Below are 19,892 nucleotides of genomic sequence, written 5' to 3' on the forward strand. Positions count from 1 at the left end.
GCTAACTCAGGTCTCGGAAGCTTGTTCGGCTTCCCAGGTGTGCGGGGATCGGCGGCGTGGGCGCCGGCCCACCGAGGTTCACGCCCGGGATACCCACCGGGGCAAAATTCATCTGGGCCTGCTGGTTGAACTGCACCTTCGCGCCGTAGAGCTGGCCGCGCCAGTTGTTGCGGTCGATCAAGATGTTGCAGGGCGTGTAGACCATAACGGACAGGGTCACGTCGGTGTTCGTCTCGTTGTTGAGGTAGATGTCCCCAGGTGGCACACAAGTCGGTGCGTGGTCTGCGGTGTTGTCGGGCACAATCAGCCAGAGCTTCCGGCTGCCTCCAACCCCCGTCGCCTCGAGCTTGGTGATCGTGAAGCTCTTGGCGATGATGGCGACATTGGCATTCAGAGCGATGGGCTTGATGCTGCTCTCCGTGGTGATGCCGTTCGGGCAGTTCAGGGCGTTCACCACCGTGGGAACGACAAGGTCCTTTATCCACTCTGCTTCGAGGTTCTTGATCGAACAGCTGGCGGGCGCGCCCGCCCAGGGGATCTCGACATACCCCTGCCCCTTCCAGGTCGAGGTGGCGAACCACGCTGCCGAGGCGGGGGACGCGTAGGGATACGGCACATCCACCCAGCTCGGAATGACCGGTGCCGGCGGCGGCGTCAGGCTGCCGACGCCGGTGCGCACGGTGCCCTGCACGGCGCCCGTGGCGACGGTTGCCGTGCCGCTCGAGAGGAGGTCACCCATCACCGTGGAGCCCGCTGTGACGGTCGCGACGCTGGTTGCGGTTCCCGCCAGGATGATCGATTTCTTCACCGTGCTGCTGGACACGGTGGTGTTTCCGCCGGCCCAGATGCTGCCGTTGACGGTTCCTCCAACGGTCACGGTGCCGCTTGCGATCACGTCGCCCTGCACGGTCCCGCCGGTCAGGGTCACGTTCTTCGACGCGTGGATGGAGCCGGTGACGTCACAGTTGTTCAGGATGATGGATCCCTCGCCCGCCATGACGCTGCCGGCGATTCCCCCATTGGTCTTGCAGTCGATGTCAATGTCACCGTGCCCGACCTGGACGTCGGCCAGGATGCTGTCGGTGATGATGGGGTCGACGATGCCGAATTGGCTGTGCGTGGCCGCGAAGGTTTCCGCGTAGATCGCGGCTCCGGTCGCGGCGATCTGGGGGATGCCTGGGTAGGCGGGGATGTAGTCGTAGAGGGCTTCGACCTTCTCCGTGTCCCCCGACGTGGCACCGGCGACTCCGTTGGCCTCGGCATACCCGGTGGACCGGATGCGCACCTGCGACGTCGTAGTCGTGGGACACCCTGCCGTCCAGCCCGCGCCCGCCTGATACTCGATGACTGCGCTGTACTTCGGAACCGCCCCGACCGCGGACGTGTACACGTGACTGACCGCGGCACAGCTGCCGGCGGTCTGGAGACCAACCGCGGCGACGTCGACGCCCGCCTCTGCCGCAGCCCTGGCTTGCACGGAGGCGCGGCTGCTGCTGGTGACACCCAAGCTATTGACGGTGGCCGCGGTAACCGTCATGCCTATTACGAGGGTCACCGCCATGACGCCCAGCACTGCCATCAGCGCGCTCCCGCGCTCCTTGCGCTGAAGACGGTCCAGTCCAGCGGCTAGAAACATGGGAGGCTCACTTCCACTCCGGTCGCCGGCACGGGCTGCCGACTGTGTAACGAGGTTTCGATGCGTAGGGGCTGACCTTTGCCTGAGTCGACGTCGAGCTTGAGGACGACGGTTCGGCCACTACCACCGAACACTGGGAAGCCTGCGACCGGCGCCATTCCGTCCCCGATAAGGGTCCAGGTCGCGATGTTTGCGGTTGTGGTGGGGATGAGGTCCGGTGAACTCGTGGATCGAATTTGGCCGTTTTGGAAGGACCAGGCCTGGCAGAACCAGCTCTCGGTGCTCGCGGTCCCGGCAGTTCGGACGATCAGGACTTGGGGAACGGCCCCGGCGGGACTGCGCCAAATGGAGCTGGAATTGCGAACGCCCTGGCCTACAGACTTCGAGACAAGCTGGCCCGTGCTGCTCGACTGGGCCGCATCGCGCACCGTGCGCTCAGCAGTGAGGGAATTGATGAGGAGACTACCCACGACCAGAAGCACGACGACTGCGAGCACCATGTAGATCAGCAGCTCGATGAGGCTGAAGCCGACCTCTGCGGATTCGCGCCCCGACACCCCACTGCGCGAGGGCATCAGGGCGCCCTCAGGTAGATTCGCGTGCTGGCGGTCTGGGCAGGCGCAGTCGACCCGACAACCGAAACGGACACGATGACCTTTACGGTGGTCGGATAGGCGACCACCGCGGAGCAGGACTCCACATTGCGCGTCGGTTGATAGCTGACTCCGCGCGCGTCAGGAGGAACGACGGCCAGGGATGCACTCCCAAAAGCGGTGATGAGAGAACAGGTGTCGCCCGCCGCGCGGGCTTGCTCCATTTGCTGGTTGACCAACTGGGTCGCCGTGGCGATGGTCGAGTTGCGAACGGAAGTCTGCAGAGAAGTGACGAGAAGAGGGAGAAACGCGACGGACAGAAGGCCGAGCAGGAACATTGAGACGACAATTTCTATCAGGCCGAACCCAGCTTCGCACGGTCCGCGGTTGACCCGCAGTCGCTTGTTCACGCGCCGACCCCTTCCTGAGGATTGAGAGTGCGTTGAATGGCAAAAACGGCGGTGGAGCGTCACTTCAACGACGCCCCACCGCCAAAGGGTCCGATTCCTCCGCGTCAGACGGGAGAGCCGGGAGCCCTGCGATCTAGGCGCAAGCTGCCTTCTTGACTCCACCGGAGTTCGTAATGCTGTATGCAACCGTCGAACCGCTGACAGCGTCGATGCAGAAGTTCGTTCCACCGGTCTTGATCAAGACGCTTGTCACATCGGCGGACTTCACAAATCCGTACGCGGTGAGATCTCCGATGGTCGTTGTACCGGCCGGGGTGTCGAGGAGCAGGCTCACATAGGCGACCTTGGCCGTCGCGAGGTCCGACTTTGCGGCCGAATCTTTGGCCTGGTTCTGCTGGCTGAGGAAGATGGGGATGGCGATGGCGGCGAGGATGCCGATGATGATGACGACGACGAGAAGCTCGATGAGCGTGAAGCCCTTTTCCTTCTGGCCGAGTTCTGAACGCTTGCGGGCAAGCGCCTCAGTGATGCTTCTGATCATGTGAGTGTCCTTTACTGGATGGGTGCTGGGAAAGGCTTTTGCGTTGCCTGAGTTGAAGCTTATGGGCCACAGCGTGGGGCAATATCCCACTTACAGGGGGTTTTCTGGCATAACGCGCCCCCAGTGAGGGGGCGGCTACTTGATGTATTCGAAGATGCTGAACATGGGCATGTACAGCGCGACGATCATGCCGCCCACGACGACTCCGATGAAGGCGATCATCAGGGGCTCGATCAGGGCGGTGAGCTGCTCGGCCGTGGACTGCACCTCCTGGTCATAGAAGTCGGCTATCTTGCCGAGCATCTGCTCCAGGGCGCCGGCATCTTCACCGACGGCGATCATCTGAGTGACCATGGCGGGGAAGACCGGCTCGAGGCTCAGCGGACCGGCAATCGACTTCCCTTGTCGCACGGACTCCTGCACCTTGCGCACGGCAGACTCGACTACCCAGTTGCCTGATGTCTCGCCGACGATGTTCAGTGCCGCCAGGATGGGGACACCCGCGCCGATCATCGTCGAGAAGTTGCGGCTGAACCGCGCGATGGCCAGCTTGGTCATCAACGGGCCGAAAACGGGGAGCTTCAAAATGATCGGGTCCAAGATCTTGCGTACGACTTCTGTGTTCTTGTTCTTGCGCCACCACACGGCAAAAACGATTCCGCCGACTATGAGCAAGGGGAGCAGCCACACCATTGCTTGAGAGAGCACGACAAGAACTTGAGTCGGCAGCGGCAATTGTCCGCCAAGGTTCTTGAACATCTTCTCGAAGACCGGAACGATAAACGTGAGCATGCCGATCACGGCAACCACAGCCATGATGAGCACGATCGTCGGGTAGGCCATCGCCGACTTGATGGTGTCGCGAAGTTTGCCCTCCGATTCGAAGTTACCGGCGACCGAGTTGAGCGAGTTCTCAAGGAACCCGCCGGTTTCGCCCGCCTTAACTAGGTTGATCATGATCGGCGGGAAGACCGTGTTGTGTTTGTCCATCGCCTCTGACAGGGAGACACCGGATTCGACGTCGTTCCGAATCGACGTGAGGATTCGGGCGAGCTCCTTGTTCTCAGTCTGCTCCGAGAGGATGTTCAGCGTACGGAGCAGCGACAGCCCGGCAGAGGTCATCGTGGCCATCTGGCGGCTCATGATCGCGAGGTCCTTGAGCCCGACACCCTTGCCGAAGCCGGGGATCTTGATCTCCATGCTGAGGCCGGTGCCCACAGCGACTTCCGACACGCTGATGGGCGACAGCCCCATGGTGCGCATGCGTCCCATCGCCGCAGCCTCGGATGCGGCATCCAGGCGTCCCTTGACGACCTTGCCGGCCGCGTTCCGGCCCTTGTACGCGAAGGCCAGGGTCGAGGGCACCTACTTGCCCTTGGGCGAGAAGGAGTCGCCGAAGTCGATGCCGCCGGCCATGGGATCGTCGGAGGGGTCGACCCGGCGAATAAGCTGGGCGAGGCCTTCGAGATCCTGGGCCTTTTCCTCCGCCGAGTGGCGAGTGATCAAGCCGCTGTTGACGAGCTCGGCCAGGTGCTGGTCCATTGTGTGCATGCCCTGGCTGCGACCGGCCTGCATCGAGGAGGCGATCTGGTAGGTTTTGCCCTCGCGGATGAGGTTGGCGATGGCCGAGGTCGTGACGAGCACCTCGGTGGCCACCACACGCCCGCCGCCGACCTTCTTCACCAGGGTCTGGCAGACGACGCCCTGCAACGTCGCCGCGAGCTGCGCCCGTACCTGGCCCTGCTGGTGCGGCGGGAAGACGTCGATGATGCGGTCGATCGTCTGCGCGGCCGACTGGGTGTGCAGCGTGGCGTAGACGAGGTGGCCGGTCTCTGCGGCGGTCAGGGCCACCGAGATCGTCTCCAGGTCGCGCAGCTCGCCGATCAGGATGACGTCGGGGTCCTGCCGCAGCACGTGCTTGAGCGCAGCGGCGAAGCTGTGCGTGTCGCTGCCGACCTCGCGCTGGTTGACCAGCGACTTCTGGTGCCGGTGCAGGAACTCGATCGGGTCTTCGACCGTGACGATGTGGTCGGCCCGTGTGCGGTTGACCAGGTCGACGAGCGCGGCGAGCGTGGTCGACTTGCCCGAACCGGTGGGGCCGGTGACGAGCACGAGGCCACGCGGGATCGCAGCGAACTGGGCGACCGACTCGGGCACGCCGAGGTCTTTCAGCTGCTTGATCTCGCGCGGGATCAGCCGGAAGGCGCCTCCGATCGAGCTGCGCTGCTGGTAGTAGTTCACGCGGAACCGCGCCCCGCCGGCGGTGTAGGCGAAGTCGAGTTCGAGTTCACGCTCGAACTCCTCCCGCTGCGCCGGAGTCAGGATGCTCTGCAGTGCCGAAAAGACCTTGTCGCGCATCCACTTGGTCGAGCCGTCGATGGGCCGGAGGCCGCCGTCGAGGCGGATGCTCGGCGGCGCGCCGACCGTGATGTGCAGGTCGGAGGCGTTGAGGTCGAGCACCTCGGCGAGGGCGCCCATGAGGTCAGGGTCGGGCGCGTTGGTGTCGCCCGCGCGGGTGCGGCGGGGGCGTTCGGCGAAGGTGACGATGTCTGCCTCGGCGACGCCCTCGAACTGGCCGAGCGGCACCTCGGGGGTCGTCACCGACGGCACTGACGGCACCGGCAGGCGCAGGGTGGGCGGGTCGAAGTCGATGACGCCGGAGGCCGACTGTCTTTCCGCGTGGCCTTCCGCACGGCTGTCCGTGTGGGTCTCCATCCGGGCCGCGGCCTGGGCGGCAGCAGCGGCCATGGCCTCCGCGAGCCCGGACTCGGTTTCGGGCTCGCTGAGGCTCCAGCTGGCCGCCGTGGTGCCCGGCGGCGTGACCGGAATCTCGTAGATGGGCTGGTTCATGCGGATTTCCCCTTCGGCACTATGCGACCACCCGGAGAATTTCCTCGATGGACGTCAAACCAAGTCGAACTTTCGCCCAACCATCTTCACGCAGCGTGAGCATCCCCTGCTCGCACGCGGCCCTGGAGATGTCCGCGCTCGACGCGCGGGCAACCGTGAGGCGTTCGATCTCTTCCGAAACCGTCATGACCTCGTGCACGGCGACGCGCCCTCGGTAGCCGGTGTTGGAACAGCTCGCGCATCCGACCGGCTTGTACAGCGTCGGCAGCGGGAGATTCGGATCGAAGCGTATGCCCAGGCTTTGCAGCTCGGACGCGTCATGCTCGCCGGGCGCCTTGCAACGCGGGCAGAGGCGACGCGCGAGCCGCTGGGCCACGACGCAGTCGAGCGCGGAGCCGACCAGGAACGGCTCGATCCCCATCTCGGTGAGGCGGGTGATCGCGCTGGGCGCGTTGTTGGTGTGCAGAGTGGAGAGCACGAGGTGGCCGGTGAGGGCTGCCTCGATCGCGATCTGCGCCGTCTCGTGGTCGCGGATCTCACCGAGCAGCACGACGTCGGGGTCTGAACGCAGGATCGAGCGCAGGGCGCTGGCGAAGGTGAGGCCGGCCTTGACGTTGACCTGCACCTGGTTGATGCCCGCCATCCGGTACTCCACCGGGTCTTCGACGGTGATCACGTTGATCTCCGGCCGGGCGACCGAGTTCAGGGTCGTGTACAGCGTCGTCGACTTGCCCGAGCCCGTGGGCCCGGTCACAAGGATCATCCCGTACGGCTTGGAGTACGCCGTCTTGTAGGCCTCGGCGTTGTACTCGAGCAGGTTGAGGGCCGAGAGGCTCATGGTGGTGCTCGCGTTGTCGAGGATTCGCATGACGATCTTCTCGCCCCACACCGTGGGCAGGGTCGCCACGCGCAGGTCGATCTTGCGGCCGCCGTGGCTGACCGACATGCGGCCGTCCTGCGGTTTGCGACGCTCGGCGATGTCGATGTCGCTCATGATCTTGAGCCGCGAGATCACGCCGTTCTGGATGCTCTTCGGCGCGGTCTGCATTTCGTGCAGCACGCCGTCGATGCGGTAGCGCACGCGCAGGCTGTTCTCGGCCGGCTCGATGTGGATGTCGGAGGCCAGGTCCTGGATCGCCTGGCTCACCAGGAGGTTGACGAACCGCACGATCGGGGCGTCGTCGTCGCCGGCATCGGCCAGCCCGAACGAGGAGCTTTCGATTGCGGCGTTCTCGTCCTCCAGGGTGGAGGTGAGGTCGCTGAGTTCGTCGTCGGCCCGGTGGTAGCGGGCGAGGGCGCCGAGCAGGTCGGAGCGTTCTGCGACGACCGGGACAACACGCATCCGTGCCGCTTCGCGCACGTCGTCGATGGCGAAGACGTTGCCGGGGTCGACCATGGCGAGTACGAGGTGGCCGCCGTCGATCTTGATCGGGAGCACGTTGTGGCGTCGGCAGACTGCGGCGGGAACGAGCGAGACGGCGAGCCGGTCAACCGGGTAGTCGAGCAGCTCGACGAAGGGCAGGTTCGCCTGCGCGGCGACGGCCCTGGCGAACTGGATCTCGCTGATCACGCCGCTCTTGACCAGGGCGCGCACGGCGCTCTCGTCGGCCGGATCGCCGGACATGAGGGTGTCGAGCACCTCGATGGGCAGGAGGCCGTGCAGGATCAGGATTTCGGTCAGGGTTGCCACGTTGGTACTCCCCCCGGGTCGGGCGCTGCATGCGGAACCGTCGGGCGGTGCAGGGTAAGGCTGTGCCCGGGGTGTGATTTAGCTCAAGGCTAACGGTACCGGCGGGCCGACACGCTCGACAGTCCCGCGATCTGGGGGTGAGTCGGCGCCGGATGTCCCGAGAAGCTACGCGGCCTTCCAGACATTGGCGATGATGTCGTGCGTGTAGCCGTCGGGGCCGGCGTTCGTGTACTTGGTGGCCAGCCAGATGCCGTCGCGCAGGAAGTGCGATTCGCCGAACGTTCCGGACTCCGTGGTCGTCTGGATGACGCAGCGGAGGCCCTCGAGCTCCTCGTAGCAGCGGAGGCCGGCCTCCTCGAGCCGGGCCTTGACCGCGCCGCTCTGCGCCGGTGTGACCCGGACGAGGTCGGTGACGACGCCGGTGTCGGAGCCGCCCGCCGCGGTGCCCCAGATGCAGGTCAGGTTCTCGGCCGTGTCAATGACCCTGCGGAGCGCTGCATCGTCGGATCCGTAGAGCACCTCGGCGCCGGGGGCGGTCGCCCAGGCCGGGTTCAGCACGAGGTCGCCCATGGCCTCCACCATCGACGGGCTGTAGAGCTCGTCGCAGTTGGTCGGCCGCGGCGTCCCGTCGTCGGCCACGAGCGTAGGGGTCGGAGTGATCGGCAGGGCTGTCGCGGGAGAGCTGGGCACCGGGCGCGCGGCGGGGGCATCCGGGCCGGTCGGGGTGGTCGGGCTGGTCCCCCTGGGCAGGAGGGCCAGGACCACCAGGACGACGACCGCGATCACGGCGACCGCAAGCAGCACGAAGACCCAGGGCCGCGGCGCCCCGACGGGCCGCCCGGCACCCGGCGCGCGTCGAGCTCGATCAGCGGCCACCGGTTACCCCTTCGAGATTGGCTCTACCTTATCGCTCACCGTGAACGACGGATGGCCCCCTGCCGAAGCAGGGGGCCATCCGTTGGACTAAACGCAGTACTAGTTGTACGTACCGGGCGTCGCGTCGTCAGACGAGAAGCTGTCGAAGTCGACGAAGCTCAGGTCACCCTCGGTGAACGACGCATCATCGGTGAAGATGCGGTTCGGGTAACGCTCAGCCTTGGCTTCATCCGTTGCCTCGACGTTGACGTCGCGGTAGCGGGGAAGACCGGTGCCGGCCGGGATCAACTTACCGATGATCACGTTCTCCTTGAGGCCCATCAGCGGGTCGCTCTTGCCTTCCATGGCCGCCTGGGTCAGAACCCGGGTGGTCTCCTGGAAGGAAGCGGCCGACAGCCACGACTCGGTTGCCAGCGAAGCCTTGGTGATACCCATGACTTCCTGACGAGCCGAAGCCGTCTTCTTGCCCTCGGTGAGCGCGGTGCGGTTGAGCTCGTTGTACTTCAACCGGTCAACGAGCTCGCCCGGCAGCAGGCCGGTGTCGCCGTGGTCCACAACGGTCACCTTGCGGAGCATCTGGCGAACGATGACCTCAATGTGCTTGTCGTGGATCGGCACGCCCTGCGAACGGTAGACATCCTGCACGCCACCGACGATGTGCTTCTGCACCTCGCGCACACCCTTGACTCGAAGAACTTCCTTCGGGTCGACGGCGCCGATGATGATCTGCGTGCCGAGCTCGACGTGCTGGCCGTCCTCAACGAGGAGGGTCGAACGCTTGAGCACCGGGTAGGCAATCGCTTCGTCGCCGTTGTCGGGGGTCAGGATCACCTTGCGGCTGCGGTCCGTGTCCTCGATCGTGATGCGGCCGGCGGTGTCGACGATCGGCGATGCACCCTTGGGGGTACGCGCCTCAAACAGTTCCTGCACGCGCGGCAGACCCTGGGTGATGTCGTCGGCGGATGCCGAACCACCGGTGTGGAAGGTACGCATCGTGAGCTGGGTACCCGGCTCACCGATGGACTGTGCGGCGATGATACCGACGGCCTCACCGATGTCGACGAGCAGCCCGGTGGCAAGCGAGCGGCCGTAGCAGACAGCACACACACCGACGGCCGACTCACACGTGAGCACCGAACGCACCTTGATGTTCTCAACGCCCGCTTCGACCAGCTTGCCGATGAGCACGTCGCCCACGTCGGCTCCGGCGTCTGCGACGACCTCGCCCTTGGCGTTGACCGCGGGAGCGGCCAGGCTGCGAGCGTAAACCGCGTTCTCGACGTTGGGGTGGCGAACCAGTGCCCCGGTCGAGTCGGCGACGGCGATCGGCAGCTCGAGGCCCTTGGTCGTTCCACAGTCGTCTTCGCGGATGATGACATCCTGCGAGACGTCCACGAGACGACGCGTGAGGTAACCCGAGTCGGCGGTACGAAGCGCCGTGTCGGCCAGACCCTTACGAGCACCGTGAGTAGCAATGAAGTACTCGGCGACGGACAGGCCTTCGCGGTAGCTCGAGATGATCGGGCGAGGGATGATCTCACCCTTCGGGTTGTTCACCAGGCCTCGCATGCCGGCGATGTTGCGCACCTGCAGCCAGTTACCACGAGCACCGGATGTCACCATGCGGTTGATCGTGTTGTCTTCCGGGAAGTTCTCCTGCATGGCCTTGGCAACGTCTTCCGTTGCGCGGGTCCAGATCTGGATGAGCTCCTGGCGACGCTCGAGGTCGGTCGTGAGACCCTTCTCGAACTGTGACTGCACCTTGGCGGCCTGCTTCTCGTAGCCGGCAACGATCTGCGGCTTGTTCGGCGGGGTCAGGATGTCGCTGAGGGCGACGGTCACGCCCGAGCGGGTAGCCCAGTAGAAACCGGCGTCCTTGACGCGGTCAAGCGTCGCGGCAACTTCCACCTTCGGGTACCGCTCGGCGAGGTCGTTGACGATCCCGGAGAGCGTGCCCTTGTCGGCCACCTTCTCGAAGTACGGGTAGTCGACCGGCATGGCCTCGTTGAAGATCGCGCGTCCGAGCGTGGTGGTCACGAGGACCGTTCCCACGGCCTGGCCGTTGACAAGCTCGACGCCTTCGGGCTGCGTGCCCTCGGTGAAGTACTTGTCGGTCAGGCGGATGCGCACCTTGGCGTTGAGGTCGAGCGACTTCTGGTCGAAGGCGAGGATCGCCTCTGACGTGGAGGAGAACGCGCGGCCTTCGCCTTCGACGCCTTCCTTGAGCGTGGTCAGGTGGTGCAGACCGATGATCATGTCCTGCGTGGGCAGGGTCACCGGGCGGCCGTCTGACGGCTTCAGGATGTTGTTCGACGCGAGCATCAGGATGCGCGCTTCGGCCTGGGCTTCCATCGACAGCGGCAGGTGGACTGCCATCTGGTCGCCGTCGAAGTCGGCGTTGAACGCGGCACAGACGAGGGGGTGCAGCTGGATGGCCTTACCCTCAACGAGCTGAGGCTCGAACGCCTGGATGCCCAGGCGGTGAAGCGTCGGTGCACGGTTCAGCAGCACGGGGCGCTCGCGGATGATCTCCTCGAGCACGTCCCAGACCTGCGGGCGGCTCCTCTCAACCATGCGCTTGGCGGCCTTGATGTTCTGAGCGTGGCTCAGGTCGATCAGGCGCTTGATCACGAACGGCTTGAACAGCTCCAGCGCCATCTGCTTGGGCAGACCACACTGGTGCAGCTTGAGCTGCGGGCCGACGACGATGACCGAACGGCCCGAGTAGTCGACGCGCTTGCCGAGCAGGTTCTGACGGAAGCGACCCTGCTTGCCCTTGAGCATGTCGCTCAGGGACTTGAGGGCGCGGTTGCCGGTACCGGTGACGGGGCGGCCACGACGACCGTTGTCGAACAGCGCGTCAACGGCTTCCTGCAGCATCCGCTTCTCGTTGTTCACGATGATCTCGGGAGCACCAAGGTCAAGCAGACGACGCAGGCGGTTGTTGCGGTTGATCACACGACGGTAGAGGTCGTTGAGGTCCGAGGTCGCGAAGCGGCCACCGTCGAGCTGCACCATCGGGCGCAGTTCCGGCGGGATGACCGGCACGACGTCGAGCACCATCGCGGCCGGCGAGTTGCCGGTCATGATGAATGCGTTGACCACGCGGAGGCGCTTGATCGCACGGATCTTCTTCTGGCCCTTGCCCTCGGCGATCTGCAGGTGCAGGTTTTCGCTTTCGGTGACCAGGTCGAAGGCCAGCAGGCGCTTCTTGATGGCTTCGGCACCCATGTAGGCGTCGAAGTACATGCCGAAGCGGTCCTGCAGTTCGTGGAAGACCGAGTCCTCGGGCTTCAGGTCGCCGACCTTGAGGGTGCGGAAGTCTTCCCACACGCGCTCGAGGTGAGCGATCTGCTCGTCGAGGGACTTGCGGACCTGGCTCATCTCCTTCTCGGCCGAGTCCTTGGCACGCTTCTTCTGGTCGCTCTTGGCGCCTTCGGCCTCAAGTGCTGCGAGGTCGGTTTCGAGGCGCTGCAGGCGGTCGGCGATCCGGGAATCGCGCTGACCCTCGATGGTCTTGATCTCGAGGCGCAGTTCGTTCTCCAGGCCAGGCATGTCCTGGTGGCGACCGTCTTCGTCAACCGTGATGACCATGTACGCCGCGAAGTAGATGACCTTTTCGAGGTCCTTCGGGGCCATGTCCAGCAGGTAGCCGAGACGCGAGGGAACACCCTTGAAGTACCAGATGTGGGTGACCGGGGCGGCGAGCTCAATGTGGCCCATGCGCTCACGGCGCACCGACGACTTGGTGACCTCTACGCCACAGCGCTCACAAACGATGCCTTTGAAGCGCACTCGCTTGTACTTGCCGCAGGAGCACTCCCAGTCGCGGGACGGGCCGAAGATCTGTTCGCCGAACAGTCCGTCCTTTTCCGGCTTGAGCGTGCGGTAGTTGATGGTTTCGGGCTTCTTGACCTCACCGTGCGACCAACGACGGATGTCGTCAGCGGTAGCCAGGCCAATGCGAAGCTCGTCAAATGTTGTTACGTCGAGCAATTTCTCTCCTTGGAAAGTTTTCGAAGTCTCTTCAGTGGCCAGGCTTAGATGTCGTCAATGGATGACGACTCAAACCGGGTGGAAATGTTGATGCCCAGTTCCTCCGCAGCGCGGAAGACCTCGTCATCCGTGTCGCGCAGGCTGACTGCGGTACCGTCCGCCGAGAGCACCTCGACGTTCAGGCACAGCGACTGCATTTCCTTGATCAGAACCTTGAAGCTCTCCGGAATACCGGGCTCCTGGATGTTCTCGCCCTTGACGATCGCTTCGTACACCTTGACGCGGCCGAGGATGTCGTCCGACTTGATGGTCAGGAGTTCCTGCAGGGCGTAAGCGGCTCCGTATGCTTCGAGCGCCCACACCTCCATCTCACCGAAACGCTGTCCACCGAACTGCGCCTTACCACCCAGCGGCTGCTGCGTGATCATGGAGTACGGACCGGTCGAACGTGCGTGAATCTTGTCGTCAACCAGGTGGTGGAGCTTCAGGATGTACATGTAGCCAACGGAGATCGGCCGCGGGAACGGCTCGCCGGAGCGGCCATCGAACAGCATGGTCTTTCCGGTGGAGTCGATCAGGCGGTCGCCATCGCGGGTCTTGGTCGTCGAGTCCAGCAGACCCTCGATCTCGGCCTCGAGCGCGCCGTCGAACACCGGGGTCGCAACCTTGGTGCCCGGGGCCGCGCTGTGCGCCTGCTCGGGAAGCTTGGCAGCCCACTTGGGCTTGCCCTCGACGTTCCAGCCCTGCTTGGCGATCCAGCCGAGGTGGGTTTCGAGCACCTGACCGAAGTTCATTCGACCGGGGATACCCAGCGGGTTGAGGATGATGTCAACCGGGGTTCCGTCGGCGAGGAACGGCATGTCCTCGACGGGCAGGATCTTGGAGATGACACCCTTGTTGCCGTGACGGCCGGCAAGCTTGTCACCTTCGGTGATCTTGCGCTTCTGGGCGATGAAGACGGCAACTCGCTGGTTGACGCCCGAGCCGAGCTCGTCGTCGCCATCCTGCGAGTCGAACACCTTGACGCCGATGATCGTGCCGCGCTCACCGTGGGGAACCTTCAGGCTCGTGTCGCGAACTTCGCGGCTCTTCTCATTGAAGATGGCGCGCAGCAGGCGCTCCTCGGCGGAAAGCTCGGTCTCGCCCTTCGGCGTGACCTTGCCCACGAGGATATCGCCGGGGCGAACCTCTGCACCGATCCGGATGATGCCACGCTCGTCGAGGTCGGCGAGGAGGTCGGGCGACACGTTGGGCAGGTCGCGAGTGATCTCTTCCTTGCCCAGCTTGGTGTCGCGGGCGTCGACCTCGTACTCCTCGATGTGAATCGAGGAGAGGGTGTCGTCCTTCACCAGGTTCTGGCTCAGGATGATCGCGTCCTCGAAGTTGTGACCCTCCCACGGCATGAATGCCACGAGGAGGTTCTTTCCGAGGGCGAGCTCTCCGTTGTCGGTGGCCGGGCCATCGGCGATGACCTCGCCGACCTCAATACGGTCGCCCGCATTGACGATGACGCGGTGGTTGTAGCTCGTTCCCTGGTTGGAGCGGGCGAACTTGCGCAGGTAGTAGTCCTGCGTTCCGCCCTCGTCCAGCTGGATGGTGACGACGTCGGCCGAAACCTCCATCACCACACCGGCCTTGTCGGCGGTGAGCACGTCGCCGGCGTCGATGGCCGCGAAGACCTCCATACCGGTTCCGACCAGCGGGCTGTCGCTGAGAAGAAGCGGCACGGCCTGACGCTGCATGTTGGCACCCATGAGCGCACGGTTGGCATCGTCGTGCTCGAGGAACGGGATGAGCGAGGTCGCGACCGACACCATCTGGCGCGGCGAGACATCCATGTAGCCGATTTCGTCGGCGGGGAAGAGGTCGACCTCTCCACCCTTCTTACGAGCCAGCACGCGGTCTTGCGCGAAGTGCGAGTCCTTGGTGAGCGGCGCGTTTGCCTGGGCGACGATGAACTCGTCTTCCTCGGACGCGGTCAGGTAGTCGATATCCGTGGTGACGTTGCCGTTGACTACACGGCGGTACGGGGTCTCGATGAAACCGAAGGCGTTGATGCGGGCGAACGATGCGAGCGAACCGATCAGGCCGATGTTCGGGCCTTCCGGGGTCTCGATCGGGCACATGCGGCCGTAGTGCGAGGGGTGAACGTCTCGCACCTCGACGCCGGCGCGGTCACGGGACAGACCACCCGGGCCGAGCGCAGACAAGCGACGCTTGTGCGTGAGGCCCGCGAGCGGGTTGTTCTGGTCCATGAACTGCGAGAGCTGCGAGGTACCGAAGAACTCCTTGATCGCGGCAACGACGGGGCGCACGTTGATCAGGGTCTGCGGGGTGATCGCTTCGATGTCCTGCGTGGTCATGCGCTCGCGAACGACGCGCTCCATGCGGGACAGGCCGGTGCGGACCTGGTTCTGGATCAGCTCGCCGACGGCGCGGATACGACGGTTACCGAAGTGGTCGATGTCGTCGATGTCGATCCGAATGTCGGTCTTCTTGCCCTCGCGGGTGCCGACGATCGTCGTCTGGTTGTCGTGGAGTGCGACGAGGTACTTGATCGTGGCCAGGATGTCCTGGAGCGTCAGTACGGAGTCGCTGAGCGGGGCCTCGAGGCCGAGCTTGCGGTTGATCTTGTAGCGACCAACCTTGGCCAGGTCGTAGCGCTTGGAGTTGAAGAAGAAGTTGTCCAGGAGCGCGCGTGCGGCCTCGGCGGCAACCTGCTCGCCCGGGCGGAGCTTGCGGTAGATGTCCTTGAGGGCTTCTTCCTTGGTGAGGATGTTGTCCTTCTCGAGGGTGAGCTCGATGGACGCGAAGCCCTTGAACTCCTCGAGGATTTCCTCGCTGGTGAGTCCGAGCGCCTTGAGGAAGACGGTCACGGACTGCTTGCGCTTGCGGTCGATGCGAACGCCGACCTGGTCGCGCTTGTCGATCTCGAATTCGAGCCAGGCACCACGGCTCGGGATGACGCGAGCGGAGTAGATGTCCTTGTCGGAGGTCTTCTCCTGCTGGCGGTCGAAGTAGACGCCGGGCGAACGCACGAGCTGCGAGACGACGACACGCTCGGTGCCGTTGATCACGAAGGTGCCCTTGGGCGTCATGAGGGGGAAGTCACCCATGAACACGGTCTGGGTCTTGATCTCACCGGTGAGGTGGTTCATGAACTCAGCGTTCACATAGAGCGGTGCGGAGTAGGTCTTGCCCTTTTCCTTGCACTCGTCGATGGTGTACTTCTCCGGCTCGAGCTCCGGGTTGGTGAACGACAACTGCATCGTTTCGCCGAGGTCCTCGATGGGAGAGATCTCTTCGAAGATTTCGTCGAGTCCGGTACGGCTGGGCAGGTCCTGACGACCGGCCTTCTGCGCCTCAGCGAGGCGCGCCTTCCAGATATCGTTCCCGACAAGCCAGTCAAAGCTCTCGGTCTGCAAAGCGAGCAGATCCGGAACAGTGAGGTTGTCGCTGATCTTTGCGAACGAAAGACGCTCTGCTGAGCGACCGTTCTTGGGTGAGTTGGTGGTTGCGTTGCGCGCAGCAGCCAAGAAAATAACCTCCGTGGACCCCGTCAGGCCTAGTTACTGTTATTAAGGGATTACTCCACAGACCCTCTGAAGTCTGAGACCTCGTGGAAGATGTGCCGCAAGTTGGCTTGAGCACGCAAAGCCGACCGCAATATGAAGGCAGAGTTAATCTGGGAGCGCAAAGATCAATCATATTGTTTTTGAATCGCCGTGTCCACTGCATTCTTGACCTTGTGCAAATTCTCAGGTATAACCCCGCTTCGCCCCCCCTCCTCCTCTCCCTGCCTCCGCCTCCGCCTCCCCCTCCCCCCTCCGCGAAACCGCACTTGTGCGCGTTATAACCCCCGAATAACGCGCACGACTGCAGGTTCGCGGGGGTCGAACGCGTTCGACGGGGGAAGATGGGGGGATGAGCAGGGGCGAGCAGCAGCATCCGTCGATCGTTTTGAAGCTGAGCGGGCACGTGGCCCTGATCGAGCCCGACCGCTTCACGCCGGGAAGCTTCCAGCTGATCGTGGACGGCACGCCGCAGTCGCACGTGAACATGGACAACCCGGGCGAGCTGTTCTTCGAGTACGTGCAGCGCATCGGCCACGTCATCGACCTGATCGGCGACCCCGGCGAGCCGATCACCGCGGTGCACCTCGGCGGCGGCGCCCTGACGCTCCCCCGCTACGTCGAGGCCACCCGGCCCGGCTCACGCCAGCAGGTGGTCGAACTCGAGAGCGACCTGATCGACCTGGTGCGCGCCGAGCTGCCCTGGGACAAGCGCGCCCAGCTGCGCGTGAGGCACGGCGACGCCCGGGAGGTGCTCGGCAAGCTGCCCGCGGGGCTGCGCGGCGCGGTCGACCTCGTGGTCGTCGACGTCTTCTCCGGCGCGCGCACCCCCGCGCACGTGACCAGCCGCGAGTTCTACGAACTGGCCGCGCCGCTGCTGAGCCCGCGCGGGGTGCTCGCCGTGAACGTCGCCGACGGCCCCGGTCTGGCCTTCGCGCGCGGCCAAGCCGCCACGCTGTCCGCCGTGTTCGCGCACGTGATCGGGCTGGCCGAGACGCAGGTGCTCAAGGGCCGACGCTTCGGCAACATCGTCTTCGTGGCCGCGAACACGCCGATCGACACCGACTGGATCCCGCGGCTGCTGGCCGGCGGGCCGCACCCGGCGAAGGTGATCGAAGGCGCCGAGTTCCGTCAGTTCATGGCCACGGCCGCCGTGTCGACGGATGCCACGGCCACGCCGTCGCCGCTCCCCGGCCGCACGGTCTTCCAGATCGGCAACTGAGCCCGCGCCCCTCGTGCGCCGAGTTTGCCTGTTGCGGTCGACTTTGCCAGGCGCACCGGCCAATCTCGACCGCAACAGGCAAAGTCGGCGAGCCGAACGGCGACCCGGGGCGCGTCTGGGGCTCAGCCCGCGGCGGCCGAGTTAGTGTGGAAGACTCACCCCCCGTACGCGGCACGTGCCGCCTTGGACTACAGGAACACGCCCTGAGCATCATCATCGGTTACGACGCAGTCACCCTGCGCGAAAAGGTCGACCTCCGGGCCGCCGCGGAACGCCTCGACGAACTCGGGGCGCTGCGCAGCCTGTCCGCGCTCAATGAGAAGGCCGCGCTGCTGCGCCTGCTCGGCCGACTCGACGAGGCCTGGGACCTCGCCAACGAGGCCACCCGCCAGGCCCGGTTCACCGGGTCCCGCGAGCAGCTCACGGCATGCCGCATCCGTCGCGCCCAGGTGCTGCAGGCCCAGGGCAAGCTCGACGATGCCGCCTACGAACTGACGCACTGCGTGGCCGACGCCGAGACGCACGACTGGACCCACGTTGCCGCCTTTGCCCGGCAGCACCGGGGCAAGGTGCATTTCGACCAGGGCAACCTCGAGGACGCGCTGACCGACTTCACCGCGGCCGTGTTCCTGCGGGAGAAAGGCGGCGCCCCGGCCGACCAGCTCGAGAGCTCGCTGATCGCGGTCGCCGTCGTCGAATCCTTCATCGCCGAGCGCGACCAGGCGCGCTGACCCGCACTCCTCGGCTGCGGAGGCAGCGCCGAGCGCGCAGACCCGCGCCATGCCTCGCCGCACTCGCCGCACCCGCCGATCTGCGCCATGCTGTCACCAGCGGGTGTCGACCTGCGAACGTCAACGAGGTGGAACGTGAACATGCGGGCGGGGTCTGTGGCACCGGCTGCGCTGGCAGCAAGTGTGCTTCTCGCGCTCTCCGGCTGCATGGCGAGCGCCCCCGCACCTTCCGCCTCGACATCGACGCCGAGCCGGGACGTCCCGTCTTCGAGTCCGTCGCCCGGAGCCGTTCCGCGCCCGGTGCACCCGGTCGGCGACCCCGTCGTCATCGCCTCCGGCCTGGCCGCACCGTGGTCGATCCTGCGCATTCCCGGCGGCGGCACCCTGATCAGCGAACGCGACACGACGCTCATCCGTGAACTGCGCCGCGACGGAAGCCTGCGGCGGGCCGGTGCCGTCGCCGATGCCCGGCCATCCGGTGAGGGCGGCCTCCTCGGCCTGGCGTTCCTCGCGGACAATGCGGCCCCCGGCGGGCAGGGCTGGGTGTACGCCTACTTCACGGCCGCCGACGACAACCGCATCGTGCGGATGCCCCTCGACGGCCCCGCGGGACGCCTCACCCTGGGCGCTCCCGAGCTCGTGCTCGACGGCATCCCGAAGGCCGGGAACCACAACGGCGGCCGCATCGCGTTCGGACCGGACGGACTGCTCTACGCGACGGCCGGCGACGCCGGGAACGGTGCGAACGCGCAGGACCGGGACTCGCTCGGCGGCAAGATCCTGCGGATGACGCCGACCGGCCGGGCGCCGACCGACAACCCGTTCGGTACGCTCGTCTACTCCTACGGGCACCGCAACCCGCAGGGGATCGCGTGGGACTCCCGGGGTCGGCTCTGGGCGAGCGAGTTCGGCCAGAACACCTGGGACGAGCTCAACGAGATCACGGCGGGCGCGAACTACGGCTGGCCGATCGTCGAGGGGACCGGGGACCGCGAGGGCTTCGTCGACCCCCTGGTCCAGTGGCCGACGGACCAGGCCAGCCCCAGCGGGATCGCGATCGTGGGCGACACCGTCTTCATGGCGAGCCTGCGCGGCCAGCGGTTGTGGCGCATCGACCCCTCGACAGGCGAGTCCAGCGACTGGTTTGTGCACAGTTACGGGCGGCTGCGCGATGTGGTGCCGGGTCCGGATGGCACACTGTGGTTTGTGAGCAACAATACGGATGGCCGGGGCAGCCCCGCTCCCGGCGACGACCGGCTGTACCAGGTGGAGGTGGCGCCCTGATGGCAGACCTCGACCGAGTGCGCCGGTGGGCGAATGCGCTCATCGCCTTGCACCTCGACCCCAGCTGGACCTTCGACTTCGACAACGCGAAGAAGCGCGCGGGCCTCTGCAACTTCACCGCCCGGCGCGTCACCGTCTCCCGCTACCTTGCGGCCCGGTACGACGACGACGAGATCCACCAGATCCTGCTGCACGAGGTCGCCCACGCGCTCGCCGGCCCTCGCGCCGCCCACGGCCCGAGGTGGAAAAAGGTCGCCCTCGACCTCGGCTACGACGGCAAGCGCACGCACGACGGCGAGATCGCCGACGAGCTCGCTCCCTGGGTGGGAACCTGCCCGGCCGGGCACACGCACTACCGGTACCGGCAGCCGACCCGCGCGCTGGCCTGCGGGCTGTGCGGCCGCGGGTTCAACCGCGCCCACCTGATCACCTGGGACCGGCGCGAGATCACCGCGGCGGCCCGGCGCCGGGCGGCAGCGGCCGCCAGCTGA

14 protein-coding genes are annotated in these 19,892 nt (G+C 65.5%); 4 read left to right on the plus strand and 10 right to left on the minus strand.

The annotated features are described in order from the left end of the window. Position 1: 1 nt before the first annotated feature. The 10 genes from BLQ39_RS05670 to rpoB all read right to left on the minus strand — a co-directional run bounded on the left by BLQ39_RS05670 (position 2) and on the right by rpoB (position 16,128). A complete protein-coding gene (locus BLQ39_RS05670; protein ID WP_135109259.1) occupies positions 2 to 1,636 on the minus strand; it encodes a bactofilin family protein in 1,635 nt (544 codons plus the stop codon). Next, positions 1,627 to 2,211: a hypothetical protein gene (locus tag BLQ39_RS05675; RefSeq protein WP_092322399.1), complete on the minus strand. Its 585-nt coding sequence runs from the start codon at positions 2,209 to 2,211 to the stop codon at positions 1,627 to 1,629. Before BLQ39_RS05675 ends, BLQ39_RS05670 begins: the two co-directional genes overlap by 10 nt. Further along, a complete protein-coding gene (locus BLQ39_RS05680; protein ID WP_134575349.1) occupies positions 2,211 to 2,639 on the minus strand; it encodes a type II secretion system protein in 429 nt (142 codons plus the stop codon). The genes BLQ39_RS05675 and BLQ39_RS05680 overlap by 1 nt, the downstream gene beginning before the upstream one ends. Positions 2,640 to 2,772: 133 nt before the next feature. After that, entirely contained in the window at positions 2,773 to 3,180 is a 408-nt protein-coding gene (locus BLQ39_RS16215) for a type II secretion system protein (protein WP_092322402.1), read from the minus strand. A 135-nt stretch (positions 3,181 to 3,315) separates the two neighbouring features. Continuing rightward, positions 3,316 to 4,545: a type II secretion system F family protein gene (locus tag BLQ39_RS05690; protein ID WP_241982930.1), complete on the minus strand. Its 1,230-nt coding sequence runs from the start codon at positions 4,543 to 4,545 to the stop codon at positions 3,316 to 3,318. Then, positions 4,546 to 6,030: a type IV pilus twitching motility protein PilT gene (locus BLQ39_RS05695; protein WP_277870638.1), complete on the minus strand. Its 1,485-nt coding sequence runs from the start codon at positions 6,028 to 6,030 to the stop codon at positions 4,546 to 4,548. Positions 6,031 to 6,049: 19 nt separating this feature from the next. Beyond that, the gene (locus BLQ39_RS05700) at positions 6,050 to 7,720 is read right to left on the minus strand and encodes a GspE/PulE family protein (RefSeq protein WP_092322405.1); all 1,671 of its coding nucleotides are present in this window, start codon (positions 7,718 to 7,720) and stop codon (positions 6,050 to 6,052) included. Positions 7,721 to 7,885: 165 nt separating this feature from the next. Next, complete coding sequence (locus BLQ39_RS05705; RefSeq protein ID WP_092322407.1) at positions 7,886 to 8,596, minus strand: hypothetical protein; 711 nt, start codon at positions 8,594 to 8,596, stop codon at positions 7,886 to 7,888. A 99-nt stretch (positions 8,597 to 8,695) separates the two neighbouring features. Next, positions 8,696 to 12,592 carry a DNA-directed RNA polymerase subunit beta' gene (locus BLQ39_RS05710; RefSeq protein ID WP_092322408.1) on the minus strand — a complete coding sequence of 1,299 codons (3,897 nt, stop codon included), beginning with the start codon at positions 12,590 to 12,592 and terminating at the stop codon, positions 8,696 to 8,698. Between the two features lie 44 nt (positions 12,593 to 12,636). Continuing rightward, positions 12,637 to 16,128, minus strand: a complete 3,492-nt coding sequence (rpoB, locus tag BLQ39_RS05715; RefSeq protein WP_092322411.1) for a DNA-directed RNA polymerase subunit beta — start codon at positions 16,126 to 16,128, stop codon at positions 12,637 to 12,639. 388 nt (positions 16,129 to 16,516) lie between these two features. Here rpoB and BLQ39_RS05720 point away from each other — a divergent pair, with 388 nt between their 5' ends. From BLQ39_RS05720 to BLQ39_RS05735, 4 genes are all read left to right on the plus strand, one after another. Continuing rightward, positions 16,517 to 17,386: a spermidine synthase gene (locus BLQ39_RS05720; protein WP_092322413.1), complete on the plus strand. Its 870-nt coding sequence runs from the start codon at positions 16,517 to 16,519 to the stop codon at positions 17,384 to 17,386. 146 nt (positions 17,387 to 17,532) lie between these two features. Further along, complete coding sequence (locus BLQ39_RS05725; RefSeq protein ID WP_241977136.1) at positions 17,533 to 18,117, plus strand: hypothetical protein; 585 nt, start codon at positions 17,533 to 17,535, stop codon at positions 18,115 to 18,117. A gap of 141 nt (positions 18,118 to 18,258) precedes the next feature. Further along, positions 18,259 to 19,401 carry a PQQ-dependent sugar dehydrogenase gene (locus BLQ39_RS05730; RefSeq protein WP_092322415.1) on the plus strand — a complete coding sequence of 381 codons (1,143 nt, stop codon included), beginning with the start codon at positions 18,259 to 18,261 and terminating at the stop codon, positions 19,399 to 19,401. Beyond that, entirely contained in the window at positions 19,401 to 19,892 is a 492-nt protein-coding gene (locus tag BLQ39_RS05735; RefSeq protein WP_092322416.1) for a SprT-like domain-containing protein, read from the plus strand. The genes BLQ39_RS05730 and BLQ39_RS05735 overlap by 1 nt, the downstream gene beginning before the upstream one ends.

Source organism: Cryobacterium psychrotolerans, from assembly GCF_900101115.1.
GTDB classification, from domain to species: Bacteria; Actinomycetota; Actinomycetes; order Actinomycetales; family Microbacteriaceae; genus Cryobacterium; species Cryobacterium psychrotolerans.